The 13,336-nt window shown below is 61.6% G+C and carries 13 protein-coding genes and 1 tRNA gene; 3 read left to right on the forward strand and 11 right to left on the reverse strand.

The window, feature by feature from the left end; genetic code table 11:
* Nucleotides 1-20: 20 nt before the first annotated feature.
* The 3 genes from ACERHN_RS09115 to ACERHN_RS09125 are packed head-to-tail and all read right to left on the reverse strand — an operon-like array spanning nt 21 to nt 2,155.
* On the reverse strand, nt 21-686 hold the full coding sequence (locus ACERHN_RS09115) for a glutathione S-transferase family protein (RefSeq protein ID WP_415922321.1): 666 nt from the start codon (nt 684-686) through the stop codon (nt 21-23).
* A 56-nt stretch (nt 687-742) separates the two neighbouring features.
* On the reverse strand, nt 743-1,477 hold the full coding sequence (mtgA, locus tag ACERHN_RS09120) for a monofunctional biosynthetic peptidoglycan transglycosylase (RefSeq protein ID WP_415922322.1): 735 nt from the start codon (nt 1,475-1,477) through the stop codon (nt 743-745).
* 27 nt (nt 1,478-1,504) lie between these two features.
* Nucleotides 1,505-2,155 (reverse strand): SGNH/GDSL hydrolase family protein, encoded by a 651-nt coding sequence (locus tag ACERHN_RS09125; protein ID WP_415922323.1) that lies wholly within the window; start codon nt 2,153-2,155, stop codon nt 1,505-1,507.
* 162 nt (nt 2,156-2,317) lie between these two features.
* Between ACERHN_RS09125 and ACERHN_RS09130 the strand changes: the two genes are divergently transcribed.
* A complete protein-coding gene (locus tag ACERHN_RS09130) occupies nt 2,318-2,551 on the forward strand; it encodes a hypothetical protein (protein ID WP_415922324.1) in 234 nt (77 codons plus the stop codon).
* Nucleotides 2,552-2,554: 3 nt separating this feature from the next.
* Here the strand turns inward: ACERHN_RS09130 and gltB are convergent, their stop codons facing one another.
* The 4 genes from gltB to ACERHN_RS09150 form a co-directional block, all read right to left on the reverse strand.
* Complete coding sequence (gene gltB / locus ACERHN_RS09135; protein WP_415922325.1) at nt 2,555-7,084, reverse strand: glutamate synthase large subunit; 4,530 nt, start codon at nt 7,082-7,084, stop codon at nt 2,555-2,557.
* Entirely contained in the window at nt 7,081-7,776 is a 696-nt protein-coding gene (locus ACERHN_RS09140) for a hypothetical protein (protein WP_415922326.1), read from the reverse strand. The genes gltB and ACERHN_RS09140 overlap by 4 nt, the downstream gene beginning before the upstream one ends.
* Nucleotides 7,773-8,213, reverse strand: coding sequence for a GFA family protein (locus ACERHN_RS09145; RefSeq protein WP_415922327.1), 441 nt, complete (start codon nt 8,211-8,213; stop codon nt 7,773-7,775). The genes ACERHN_RS09140 and ACERHN_RS09145 overlap by 4 nt, the downstream gene beginning before the upstream one ends.
* 106 nt (nt 8,214-8,319) lie before the next feature.
* Nucleotides 8,320-9,756, reverse strand: coding sequence for an NAD(P)-dependent oxidoreductase (locus ACERHN_RS09150; RefSeq protein ID WP_415922328.1), 1,437 nt, complete (start codon nt 9,754-9,756; stop codon nt 8,320-8,322).
* A gap of 221 nt (nt 9,757-9,977) precedes the next feature.
* On the opposite strand from ACERHN_RS09150, the gene ACERHN_RS09155 reads away from it, so the two are divergent.
* Nucleotides 9,978-10,781: an undecaprenyl-diphosphate phosphatase gene (locus tag ACERHN_RS09155; protein WP_415922329.1), complete on the forward strand. Its 804-nt coding sequence runs from the start codon at nt 9,978-9,980 to the stop codon at nt 10,779-10,781.
* Here the strand turns inward: ACERHN_RS09155 and ACERHN_RS09160 are convergent.
* Nucleotides 10,778-11,758: a complex I NDUFA9 subunit family protein gene (locus ACERHN_RS09160; protein ID WP_415922330.1), complete on the reverse strand. Its 981-nt coding sequence runs from the start codon at nt 11,756-11,758 to the stop codon at nt 10,778-10,780. The two genes, ACERHN_RS09155 and ACERHN_RS09160, sit on opposite strands and share 4 nt — an antisense overlap.
* Nucleotides 11,759-11,960: 202 nt before the next feature.
* Here ACERHN_RS09160 and ACERHN_RS09165 point away from each other — a divergent pair.
* Nucleotides 11,961-12,047: transfer RNA gene (locus ACERHN_RS09165), tRNA-Leu, on the forward strand.
* A gap of 129 nt (nt 12,048-12,176) precedes the next feature.
* Here the strand turns inward: ACERHN_RS09165 and ACERHN_RS09170 are convergent.
* Genes ACERHN_RS09170 through ACERHN_RS09180 form a run of 3 tightly spaced genes read right to left on the reverse strand, consistent with a single transcriptional unit; the run spans nt 12,177 to nt 13,335 of the window.
* Complete coding sequence (locus tag ACERHN_RS09170) at nt 12,177-12,554, reverse strand: Na+/H+ antiporter subunit G (RefSeq protein ID WP_415922331.1); 378 nt, start codon at nt 12,552-12,554, stop codon at nt 12,177-12,179.
* A complete protein-coding gene (locus ACERHN_RS09175) occupies nt 12,551-12,838 on the reverse strand; it encodes a K+/H+ antiporter subunit F (RefSeq protein ID WP_415922332.1) in 288 nt (95 codons plus the stop codon). The genes ACERHN_RS09170 and ACERHN_RS09175 overlap by 4 nt, the downstream gene beginning before the upstream one ends.
* Nucleotides 12,835-13,335: a Na+/H+ antiporter subunit E gene (locus ACERHN_RS09180; RefSeq protein WP_415922333.1), complete on the reverse strand. Its 501-nt coding sequence runs from the start codon at nt 13,333-13,335 to the stop codon at nt 12,835-12,837. The genes ACERHN_RS09175 and ACERHN_RS09180 overlap by 4 nt, the downstream gene beginning before the upstream one ends.
* Between the last annotated feature and the right edge of the window lies 1 nt (nt 13,336).

Raw genomic sequence — 13,336 nt, forward strand, 5'->3', positions numbered from 1 at the left:
CCCCAGTCCGCCGCCGGCCCCTAGAAATCCAGATCGTTATAGTGCCGCGGCGGCGGGAACCCCGGCACCTGATCGGCAAGGATGGACCGAAACGCGGGCCGCGACTTGATCTTGGCGTACCAGTCCTTGACCACGTCACTGCGGTTCCAATCCACGTCCGAAATGTAATCCAGCGCGGACAGATGCGCCGCCGCTGCAAAATCGGCCAGCGTCATGACATCCCCTGCCAGCCACCGCCGATGGTCCAGCAGCCATGTCATGTAGTCGAGGTGATACTTGATCGCCTTCGCCCCCGCCTTCACGTTCTTGCTGTCAGGATAACCTTCCCCGGTCAGCTTCCGGTTCACCCGCTCATAAAGCAGCTTCGACGTCACCTCATTGTGGAACTTGTCGTCGAACCATCCCACCAGCCGCCGCACCTCAAGCCGCTGGCCCGCATCCTTGGGCAGCAAGGGGGGCTCGGGTCGGGTCTCTTCGATATATTCGCAAATCGCCGCGCTCTCGCTCATGGTCAGACCATCCAGCTTGAGCACCGGCACCTTGGCCGCCGGGTTGCGGCGCAGGAAATCCGGGTCCGCTTCCCAGTACCGCTCCTCAACCAGCTCAACCTCCACCTTCTTTTCGGCAAGGCTCAACCGCACCTTGCGGCAGAACGGAGACAGGGGAACGTGAAACAGGCGCGCCATCAGAAATCCAAAGCCAGAAATACGTCACGCATCCATGCACGCCGCGGCCCGGATTTTCAACTCTCGAAACACGCGGCCCGTCCGTCTGCGCGGATCGTGGCGGCCCCATCACGGATCTGGGCACTGCGGTTGCGCACGAAATTGGACGGCCTGCTTGCCGATCGCCCCTTGGGATTGGGCAACACGGCCGCCAGCCGCGCGGCCTGCGTCGCGGTCAAGGCCTCGGGCCCGACACCAAAGTAATGCCGCGCCGCCGCCTCCACACCAAAGATGCCTTCATCGAACTCCGCCACGTTCAGATACACTTCGAGGATGCGCCGCTTGGACCAGATCGCCTCCATCAGCGGCGTCAGGCCCGCCTCCATCGCTTTGCGCAGCCAGGACCGCCCATGCCAGAGATAGACGTTCTTGACCACTTGCTGGCTGATCGTCGAAGCGCCACGGCTGCCACCCGCTTCGATGGCTGTCCGGATCGCATCAAGGTCCAGCCCCCAGTGCAGGCAGAAATTCGCATCCTCCGCTGCCACGGCGGACCGCGCCATGACCGGCGCGATTTCCTCCAGCGGAACCCATTCGTGATCCACCCCGCCCAACCGGCGCGACTCCTGCATCATGTAGAATGTGGTGGGCGGGTTCACCACAGACCACAGCAACACCCCCAGCACGGCGATCAGGAACACGACGCTGAACACCCGCACACCCCACCACATAAGCCACCGCACCGGGCGAAACGGCTTTTTCGCCTTCGCCCTGGATTTTGGTTTGGATTTTGCCTTGCGTGCCCGTGCCATGGGCCAAGCTATAAATCGCCCGCCGCCTCAGGGCGAGATGCGATTTGCCAGATACCGGCCCACACGCTGCGCCCCTTCCGGCGACGGGTGGATGCCGTCCACTGCAAAAAGCGCGCGGTTGTCGGGATCCAGCGCGTCTTCGGAATCGATGAACTGCAATCCCGGGGTCCGGTCCGCCAGCTGCGCCATCCGCCTGTCGTATTCCATAAGGAACGGGCGGCAGCCGGTGAATTGCCCGGACCGCGCGCTGGCATAATACCCCATCCACACAACACGGCGCGCGTCCTGCAAGACGGCGGCGATGAAGCGGGGCACCTCGCCATCCAGCTCCGCGTTGATCAGCCCATCGACAACCGGGCCGCACGCACCGCATTTGCAGTCGTTCAACAGGTCATTCGCCCCGCCGTTCATCAGGACAATGTCCCAGCCGCCGCGACGGTACTGCGACCGCACGTCAAACCCCAATGCCCGGCCCAGCCCGGAGTCGTTGGAAAAGCGCGCGCCCGCAACGGCGTCGTTTTCCACCTCCGCACCCAGCACAGCGCCCATCTCGGACGGGATGTCACGCCCGGTCCACTTTTGCCAGGCCAGCACACTGTCACCCACGGCCAAAATGCGCAGCGGGTCCGCCTGCGCCACAGGCGCCAGAAAGACAAGGATCAACACAAACCATCTCATGACGCGCAATCTAGGCCCCTGCCCCGCGACAACAACCTGTTCACCAGAATCGCAGAAAACTCTAATCAATATCAAAGCGTTAATCGCTCACAGAAAATGAGCGATTCGCGGTAAACTCTCCGTCAGCCGAAGCCATATGCCCTGATTTCGGAGGTAAAGCAGATGATTGAAGGAACACAGCAGACCCCGCCCGGCGCCATTGCACCGGAATATCGCGTACTCAATGCGGCGGACGCGCAAATGGTATGGATCATGAAATGGTCCGGCGATGCGGATCACGTGATCGCGCACAAGCTGAACACAATGCCCAGCCGGGTCAGCGACATCCTCGCAGAGAACACCCATGTCGGCAGCCGCGATCAGGCGACCAAGATGATCGCTGATCGCGGCAAATAGGCTCTATTCCGCAGGAATTGCACCCTCTTCGAGGGACAGCGGTTCCGGCAAGTGAATCAGCATTTCCTTCGGGCACACCTGAAGGAAATTGCGTTGCTCCATGTCCCAATGCTGCAGGATGTCGGCGGCCTTGCGGCTGCCGGTTTCCTGCAAGTGCTGTTCGATCAACCCGATCAGCTGGGATTGCCAGTGCGGAACGGTCACCGGGCAGGTCACAAGCGTTTCCATATTCATCAACGCCTCTGCATGCCCCTCTGGGTCATAGAGATACGCCATCCCACCCGTCATGCCCGCACCAAAGTTGGCGCCGATCTCGCCCAGGATCACGGCCACGCCACCGGTCATGTATTCACACCCGTTCGATCCGCAGCCTTCGACCACGACCGACGCGCCCGAATTGCGCACGGCAAACCGTTCGCCCGCACGCCCCGCAGCAAACAAATGCCCGTCCGTCGCACCATACAGCACGGTGTTCCCGATGATCACGTTGTCCGCTGCAACCAGCGGCGACGCCATGGGCGGACGCACCACAATGGTGCCCCCCGACAGACCCTTGCCGACATAGTCGTTGGCATCGCCCGACACTTCGAGCTTCAACCCCGGCGCTGCAAACGCACCCAGCGACTGGCCCGCAGAGCCGGTCAGCTTCACCGTCAGGTGATCCGCTTGCAGCGTGTTGCGCATGCCGAACTTGCGCACGATGTGGCTGCTGGTGCGGGTGCCCACGGTGCGGTGCGTGTTCTGCACCGCATAGGACAGCTGCATCTTTTCGCCATCCTCAAGGAACCGCGCCGCATCCCGCACGATCTGTGCATCCAGCGTGTCCGGCACCGCATTGCGCGCGCGGTCCCGGTCATAGGCGATGTCCGCCGCCCCATCCACGGTGATCAGCATCGGGTTCAGGTCCAGATCATCCAGATGCGCCGACCCGCGGCTCACCTGCGCCAACAGGTCCGCCCGCCCGATCACGTCATCCAACGACCGCGCACCGATTTGCGCCAGCAGCTCACGCACCTCCTGCGCATAGAAGGTGATCAGGTTCACCACCTTGTCCGCATTCCCGGTGAACTTTTCGCGCAAAGATTCGTCCTGCGTACACACGCCAACGGGACAGGTGTTCGACTGGCACTGCCGCACCATGATACAGCCCATCGCGATCAGCGCGGCGGTGCCGATGCCGTACTCCTCGGCGCCCAGCATCGCGGCCATTACGATGTCCCGACCCGTGCGCAGACCGCCATCGGTCCGCAACGTCACCCGGTCGCGCAGATTGTTCATCGCCAGCACCTGATGCGCTTCGGTCAGGCCCATTTCCCACGGCAGACCAGCATATTTGATCGACGTTGCAGGGGACGCGCCGGTCCCACCATTGTGACCGGAAATCAGGATCACATCCGCCTTCGCTTTCGCCACACCGGCGGCAATAGTGCCAACGCCCGACGACGCCACCAGCTTGACCGTCACCTTGCAGCGCGGGTTGATCTGTTTCAGGTCATAGATCAGCTGCGCCAGATCCTCGATCGAGTAGATATCGTGGTGCGGCGGGGGCGAGATCAGCGTCACGCCCTTGGTCGAATGGCGCAGCCGCGCAATCAGGTCGGTGACCTTCATGCCGGGCAACTGCCCGCCTTCGCCGGGCTTGGCCCCCTGCGCCACCTTGATCTCCAGCTCTTCGCACTGGTTCAGATACTCGGCGGTCACGCCAAAGCGGCCCGACGCCACCTGCTTGATCTTGGCCGAAGGGTTGTCACCATTGGGCTCGGGGTGGAAATGCGCAGGATCTTCGCCGCCCTCACCACTGTCCGACTTGGCCCCAATTCGGTTCATCGCGACATTGAGCGTTTTGTGCGCCTCGGGCGACAACGCGCCGAGGGACATGCCCGGTGTCACGAACCGCTTGCGGATCGACGTGATGCTTTCCACCTCGTCAATCGGCACCGGCGCGCCCAGCGGTTTGATGTCCATGAGGTCACGCAGATGAATGGGCGGGCCGCTCCGCATCTTGGCGCTGTATTGCTTCCACATCTCGAACGACGCACGGTTGCATGCCATCTGCATCATATGCATCGAGGTGGCTTCCCACGCGTGGGTCTCGCCCGATTTCCGCGCCTTGTAGAACCCGCCAATGGGCAGCACGTCACCACCGGACCAGCCCATGGCGTGTACCTCTTCGGCCTTCGACTGAATGCCCGTCACACCGATGCCGGAGATACGGGAGATCATGCCGGGGAAGTACTCGGCACACATCGCACGGCTGAGGCCGACGGCCTCAAAGTTCAGACCGCCGCGATAGGACGACACGACGGAAATCCCCATCTTCGCCATGATCTTGAGCAGGCCCGCATCTACCGCATTGCGGTAACGCGCAACCGCTTCAGTCAGCGTCCCGTCCAGCAGGTCGCGGTCGATCCGGTCGGCCAGTGAATCCTCCGCCAGATAGGCGTTCACCACCGTCGCGCCACAGCCGATGAGCACGGCAAAGTAATGCGGGTCAATACACTCTGCCGACCGCACGTTCAGCGAACAGAACGTCCGCAACCCGTTGCGGGTCAGGTGGCTGTGCACCGCCGACGTTGCAAGGATCATCGGCATCGCAACACGGTCCGCATTCGAATGATGATCGGTCAGCACGATGTGCCCCGCACCCGACCGCACCGCATCCTCCGCTTCGGCTCTGATACGGGCCAATCCGGCGCTCAGCGCGCCTGTGCCCGGCTCGAACGAACAGTCGATCTCGATCAGGTCGGCGTTGAAATGCGTCGCAATTTCCTGCCACTGCGCATTGCCGACAAACGGGCTGTCCAGCGTGATGATCTCGGTCTGCGCACTGCTTTCATCCAGCACGTTCTTAAGGTTGCCGAACCGCGTCTTGAGGCTCATCACGCGGTATTCGCGCAAGCTGTCAATCGGCGGGTTTGTCACCTGGCTGAAGTTCTGGCGGAAGAAATGCGACAGCGGGCGGTACTTTTTGGACAGCACCGCCGAAGGCGTATCGTCGCCCATCGACGCAATCGCCTCTTTGCCGTCCTCGGCCATCGGGGCGAGGATGTTTTCCAGCTCTTCGATGGTGTAACCGGCCGCAATCTGACGGCGACGCAGGTCGTCACCGGCAAACATCACCTTCTCGGTCACACCGGCAATCGCAGGCTCCAGATCCGTGATCTTGCCAACCCATTCGCCAAACGGCTGGCTCGCCGCCAGCTGGTCCTTGATCTCGGTGTCGTGGAACAGCTTGCCTTCGGCCATATCCACGGCGAGCAACTGACCGGGGCCAAGCGCGCCCTTTTCCACGATCCCCGCCTCATTGAGCGGCACCATCCCCGTCTCGGACCCGGCGATGACCATACCGTCGTCGGTCACGACATAGCGCATCGGGCGCAGCCCATTCCGGTCCAGCCCCGCACAGACCCAGCGTCCATCGGTCATCGCCAAAGCGGCGGGGCCATCCCAGGGCTCCATCACCGAGTTGCAGTAGGAATACATGTCGCGCCACGCCTGCGGCAGCTCCACCGCCTGCTTGGACCACGATTCCGGCACCAGCATGGTCTTGGCCATCGGCGCATTGCGCCCGGCGCGCACCAGCACCTCGAACACCGAATCCAGCGCCGCCGAGTCGCTCGACCCGTTGGCCACAATCGGCTTGATGTCTTCGGCCATGTCGCCAAACGTGCCCGACGCCATGCGGATCTCGTGAGACTTCATCCAGTTCAGGTTGCCCTTGAGCGTGTTGATCTCACCATTGTGGGCCAGCATGCGGAACGGCTGCGCCAGCCACCACTGCGGAAAAGTGTTGGTGGAATAGCGCTGGTGATAGATCGCAAACGCGCTCTCGAAGCGTTCATCCAGCAGGTCGGGATAGAACTCCGCCACCTGCTCGGCCAGCATCATGCCCTTGTAGATGATCGACCGACAGCTGAGCGACGCGATGTAGAGCTGCGGCACCTGTGCCGCCGCCGCCGCCTTTTCGATCCGCCGACGGATCACATAAAGCTCGCGCTCAAACGTCTCTTCGTCCACGCCCTTGGAGTTGGAAATCAGGATCTGCTCGATCTCCGGACGGGTCGCATTCGCCTTTTCCCCCAGTACAGAGACGTTCACCGGCACGTGCCGCCAGCCATAGATGTAATACCCCATCCGCAGCACTTCGGATTCCACGATGGTCCGGCAGGTCTCCTGCGCGCCAAAATCATTGCGCGGCAGGAACACCTGACCCACGGCAATCAACCGGTCACGGTCCGGCGTATGGCCCGTCCGTTCAATCTGGTCATAGAAGAACGGCACCGGGATCTGCACGTGAATGCCCGCGCCGTCACCGGTCTTGCCATCCGCATCGACAGCACCCCGGTGCCAGATCGCCTTGAGCGCCTTGATCCCGTTTTCAACGACCGCCCGGCTCGCCGAACCATCCACATTCACCACAAGGCCCACGCCGCAATTGGCACGCTCGTCCTCGTGGCCATACATGCCGTTCTCGGCCATAAAGCTGCGTTTCGTTTCCTCGGCCTTGACCCAAGCGGAATCATATTTGGTCATTGGTCGGCTCCTTTTGCGATGGGGGTGAAACGTGCCAATGACGCCTCACACTCATAAATCGGTGTCTTTGAGAAAAACCCGGGCTCGCCGGGGTAAATGAAGTCCACGGGGTCATTCGCCCATTCGATAACCTGACCGTCGGCATTGGTCTGGCGGTACGACCCGGACAGAAAACGCCCCAGTTTGGTCGAGACATATTCGTTGCCCTCGATCCGCCGGACGCCACCCGTCGTGCTTTCAAACCGGGCGGAAAATTCGGTGCGCAGCAGCGGTTCGCCGTCAATCACCACCTCTTCGCCGGTCAGCTGGTCAAACCCCACAACGCGGGTCAGCGCGCCACCATCGCCCCGCAGGTTGAAATCAAACGTATCCGCCCCGGTGCTCAGCAGTTCCGACAGGCTCGCGGGATCAACCGCTGGCAATTCGAGGATGCGGCGGCGGTTCGGGAACAGGTCCATGCTCTCCATCCACTGCGTTTCCGCATCAATGCGACCGATAAACACCGGGCCGTCCTGATGGAACGACACACGCCAGCTGTCGCCCGCCGTGTCCGCGCTGCAGACATAGATATTGTCCAACTCACAGCCGCGCGACTGCACCGTCACGACGCCTTCGCACCCGACAGGAGGGATGAACACATCCTCTGCCACAGCCGGCGCCGCCAGCAGGATCAGGAACGCCGCCCATCTCATGGCGCAGTCTCCAGATCGGGGTTCAGCGCAATGACATCGGCCCGGGTCAACCGCTTTTGCCCCTGATCGACCAGCGCAAAACCGGACGGTGCGTGATCCACGAAAATCTCGTGCGTCAGGGTGAAACCGTCCGGATCGTCAAACAGCCCGAGGGGCAGGTCCGTGGCCCCGAACCATTCGCCCGGCTGTGTCTGGCGAAAGTACAGACCGGTGCCGCATTCCCGGCACCACGCGCGTTCGGCCCAATCACTACCCGCACGGATGGCGATATGTTCAGACCCGTCCCAGGAGATGTCCCCGGTCGGCACGCTGACCTCGACCAATGCCGACCCGGTCCAGCGGCGGCACATCGAACAATGGCACACACCAAAGGTCGACGGTACGTTGCGCGCGACAAATCGCACAGCACCGCACAGGCATCCTCCGGTCTTTTCCATGTTCTGGCTCTCCCTAAGTTGGTCAGGCGCGCTGACCTAAGTGGAATGGCGATGTGATCTTGCGGTGTACGGGCTGTGCACAGTTTGTGCACAGGGTGTGACGGGCTTATTCGGCGGCAATCGCGGCTGTGCTGAACTGGTTCAGGATCGCTTCGGCACAGTCGCGCCCATCGCGGATCGCCCAGACGACAAGCGACGCACCACGCACGATATCGCCCACGGCATAGACGCCATCCAGCGCTGTCTTACCGGTGGTGAACTCGGCCTTGACCGTGCCCCAACGGGTCACCTCCAGCTCCGGCTGATCCCAGAGGGTCGGCAGCGCCTCGGGCTCAAAGCCCAGCGCCTTGATCACCAGATCCGCCTCTTCGACGTAATCCGCCCCTTCGATCAACTCCGGCGCCTGACGGCCCGTCGCATCGGGCTGGCCCAGACGCATCTGCTGCACCATGACACCGGCCACCTTGTCACCGTCGGTCGTGAACCCCTTTGGCGCACGCAGCCAGTCGAACACCACGCCTTCTTCCTCGGCGTTCTGCACCTCGCGCTGGCTGCCCGGCATGTTGGCCCGGTCCCGGCGATACAGGCATTTGACCGATGTCGCGCCCTGCCGGATCGACGTCCGCACACAGTCCATCGCGGTGTCGCCACCGCCGATGACAACCACGCGCTTGCCCTCTGCGTTGAGCGTCCCGTCCGAAAACGCGGGCACGTCGTCGCCAAAGCTCTTGCGGTTTGACACGGTCAGGAAATCAATCGCCTTCACGACGCCTTGGGCTTCGGCGTTAGGCATTGAAAGATCACGGCTTTTGTACACGCCGGTGGCAATGATCACGGCGTCATGCGCGGCCCGGATTTCCTCAAACGAAATGTCCTCACCCACGCTGCAATTCAGCTTGAATGTCACGCCACCCGCTTCCAGCTGCTGGTTGCGGCGCATCACCACGTCCTTCTCCAGCTTGAAGCCCGGAATGCCGTAAGTGAGCAAGCCGCCCGCCCGATCATAGCGGTCATACACGGTCACCTGAACACCCGCCCGGCGCAGCACGTCCGCCGCCGCCAGCCCACCGGGACCGGCGCCAATGATGCCCACGCTTTCGCTACGTTCCTGCGCCGGTGTGATGGGCTTGACCCAGCCTTCTTCCCACGCGGTGTCGGTAATGTATTTCTCTACCGACCCGATGGTGACGGTGCCGTGGCCGGACTGTTCGATCACACAATTGCCTTCGCACAGGCGGTCCTGCGGGCAAATCCGGCCACAGATTTCCGGGAACGTGTTGGTCGCCTGGCTCACCTCATAGGCTTCCTGCAAACGCCCTTCGGCCGTCAGCTTGAGCCAATCGGGAATGTTGTTGTGCAGCGGGCAATGCGACTGGCAATACGGCACACCACATTGCGAACACCGCGACGCCTGCTCCTTGGCCTTCGCATCGGCGTACTCTGCATAAATCTCGCGGAAATCCTCACGGCGTACTTCTGCCTCACGCTTTTGAGGCATGTCGCGGGGGGTCGTGACGAATTTAAGCATCGGTTGCTCGGCCATGGATCGCTCCAACGTAAAAAACGGACGGTCCGGGCGGCTTAATGGATTCACACGTCGATGAAAAGTCAGAAGTGCTGACCTTCTTGACAGAATTTTGGAATATGATTGATGTGCTTCACGTGCAAACTCGCGCATTTAGGACCGTTTCGGATTTAAATGCGACGTTTGCGTTCAGAATCAGTGGCTTGTAGAACAGTGTATCACATAAGGGCGCGCCAGCCATGACACTCTTTCAACTCTTGATAGTGGCCCTGATCCAGGGCGTGACCGAATTTCTGCCCGTCTCCTCCTCTGGCCACCTCATCTTGTTGCCCACGCTCACCGGCACCCCAGATCAAGGGCTCGCCATCGATGTGGCTGCACATGTCGGCACGCTCATGGCTGTGGTGCTTTATTTCTGGCGTGATGTGCGGATCGCCGCGCATGGCACCACCCGCCTCGCACGGGGCAAGGTCGATACCCAAGGCGCATTCCTCGCCCTGTGCCTGATCATCGCAACACTCCCCGCCTTGCTGGTCGGCCTCGCAATCAAGGTCACCGGCGTGGACGAGGCGATGCGCTCCGCCACGGTCATCGGTTGGACCATGCTGATCTTCGGCCTGATCCTGTTCTGGGCGGACCGCACCGGCGGCACCACGCGCACTGCTGATCGCTGGACCCTCAGGGATGCTGCGTTGATGGGGCTGGCGCAGTGCCTCGCGCTGATCCCCGGCACGTCGCGCTCCGGCATAACTATCACCGCGGCGCGTAAACTGGGCTATGCCCGCGAAGACGCCGCCAAGCTCGCTATGCTGATGTCGATCCCGGTGATCCTCGCCTCTGGCCTGCTGCTTGGCGTTGATGTGGCGGGACAAGCCAACTGGGCGCTGATGCGTGACGCCACCATCGCTGCGGCCTTCGCCTTCCTCGCAGCGCTTGGCGCCCTTGTCCTGATGATGCGCCTCCTGCGCAGCATCAGCTTCACACCTTACGTGATTTACCGCGTCATCCTGGGAATAGGCCTGCTGGTCTGGGCCTACAGCTAGGCGCGCAGGTTCTTGGCGCTTTCCTTGATCGCATCGTACTGACCCGAAGGACGGAACCGGTACAGGTATTCCGGCAGCACCGCGTCCAGACCAACAGGCTCAATGCCGAGGTCCGCAAACCCTTTGGCATCTTCCGAAACGACATTGTCGACCCGCAGGTTCCGCACCTGGTCGCGCGTAATTTGTGCCGGGAACAGGCCCAGTGTCAGCCTGTTGGCCATCTCGAACCCAAACCCCATGAGGCTGGCCACCCCAAAGGGGATATTAACGATGGCACGGCGCCTGCGGATCACATCAAGCATTGTCTGCATCAGCGACCGGAAGGACCGCACATCCGGCCCGCCCAGCTCATAGATCCCGCCAGCGACATCACTGGTCAGCGCCCGTTCCGCCGCCGCCGCGACATCATCCACATACACCGGCTGAAACCGCGTCGCCGCACCCACCACAGGCAAGATCGGCCCAAGCCGCGCCATGCTGGCAAACCGGTTAAAGAACTGGTCTTCGGTTCCAAAGACGATCGACGGTCGCAGGATCACGGCCTCTGGCATATGTTCGATCACACCCGCCTCGCCACGCGCCTTGGTCCGCGCATACTCGCTTGCGCTCTCCAGCGACGCACCAATCGCAGAGATGTGGACCATCTTCTCCACACCGTGCTCTGCCGCAAGCCGCGCAACCCGCACCGCGCCTTCCGCTTGCACCGCTTCAAACGTATTCTTGCCCTGCCGCGCCAGGATACCGACACAGTTCACCACCGCATCCGCGCCCTGCATCACCGCCGCAACGGATGCATCGTCCCGGATATTGCACAGGACCGGCTCAACCTGCCCGACCACACCATACGGCTTGACGAAAATCGCTTCGTTCGGCCGGCGCACCGCCACCCGTACACGCCAGCCTGCCTTGGCCATGCGCCGGGCAATATACCGACCCACAAATCCGGACCCGCCATAGATCGTGACCAGCTTGGACATGTGCACTTCCTCCGCGCGCGTTGACGCCACTGGTCTAAAGCCCATCTCAAACCCGCACAAGACGCCATTTTGGCGCGGGACACATCCCGTCTCTGTTCCAAAAAATCCCCGCCGGAGGCTCCCGCAGGCTCAACCCGAAACAACATCGGGAATCGGATTGACACCCCTGCCCGCTGGCCTTAAATGCGCCCTACCAAACCGTGCCCAGATGGCGGAATTGGTAGACGCGCTAGCTTCAGGTGCTAGTGTCCGTATGGACGTGGAGGTTCGAGTCCTCTTCTGGGCACCAATTTACCCAACAGCAGAAAAATCATCACGCGCGCCTGCTATCCTTTTGCGGAATGCAATGACCGGCGCCAGTGCGTTGGACAACCAAACCGTCATCTCGCGCAACGCACTGATCAAATCGCCGCACAGCTCAATTGGAAGTCAGCGGCGGCTCCGGCTGATCTGGCGCGTTCAATGTGGCCCACGTCTCATCGCGCTCCGGGGGCGGCGGTGTTTCGCAGGCGCGGCGATGGATGTTCACCTTGGCCACGAAATGCGCCGAAATCGGAGCGGTGACAAACAGGAACGCCATGATCAACGTCTCGTGGATCGAAGTCTCACCAAGGGATCCAGAGTGGATCATCGATGCCAACAACAACATGCCAATGCCCACCGTGCCGACCTTGGTCGGCGCGTGCAGGCGCGTCATGGAATCATTGAACCGCACAAGGCCAATGGCCCCGACGATGACAAAAGCCGATCCGATCAACAGGCACACGGCCGTTGCGATGTCGCCAATACCCGTCATTCGATAATGTCCCCCCGCAGTACAAATCGCGCCAGTGCCACAGTGGACACAAAGCCGAGCATCGCAATCAACAACGACACCTCGAAATAGATCTGAACGCCCTGGAGGATGCCCAGCAAAACGACAATGCCAAGCGCGTTGATGACCATCGTGTCCAGGGCAAGAATGCGGTCACCCGCAGTGGGTCCGATCACCAGGCGGATCATGGACAGGACCTGCCCCGCAACCAGCGCCACAAACGTGATCGCAACGGCGATGTTCAGAAAGTCCGATGCAAAGCTCATGTGAAAATCTCCAACAGCCGGCGTTCGTATCGTGTCTTGATCTCGTCCCGGACCCCGTCCGGATCATCGGTGTGCAGAACATGAACCAAAAGGCTGTGCCCTTCGGTCGACAGATCTGCAGACACCGTGCCCGGCGTCAACGTGATGGTGCCAGCCAGAACGGTGATCGCCTCCGGTTGTGTCAGTTCGAGCGGCACCACAATCCAGGCGGGCTTCAGCCTCGAATTGGGCACCGTCAGCACGATCCATGCAACTTCGATATTGGCAACGATAATGTCCCAGATGACAACCGCGCTATAGCCGATCATCTTGCCAAGCCGGAAACCGCTGGGCCGGTCCGGCCACCAAATGGCTGTCATCGCGGGAATGATGACACCGAGGATCAGGCCGAACACGACCATCCCGGCCGTCACCTCGTTTTGCAGGATGACCCAGACGAGGGCCAGCAAAAGGGTCAGCAGCGGATGTGGGAGAAAGCGGCGAAGGAACCCGGACATG

The organism is Tateyamaria rhodophyticola (assembly GCF_047777875.1).
In the GTDB taxonomy this organism is placed as follows: Bacteria; Pseudomonadota; Alphaproteobacteria; order Rhodobacterales; family Rhodobacteraceae; genus Tateyamaria.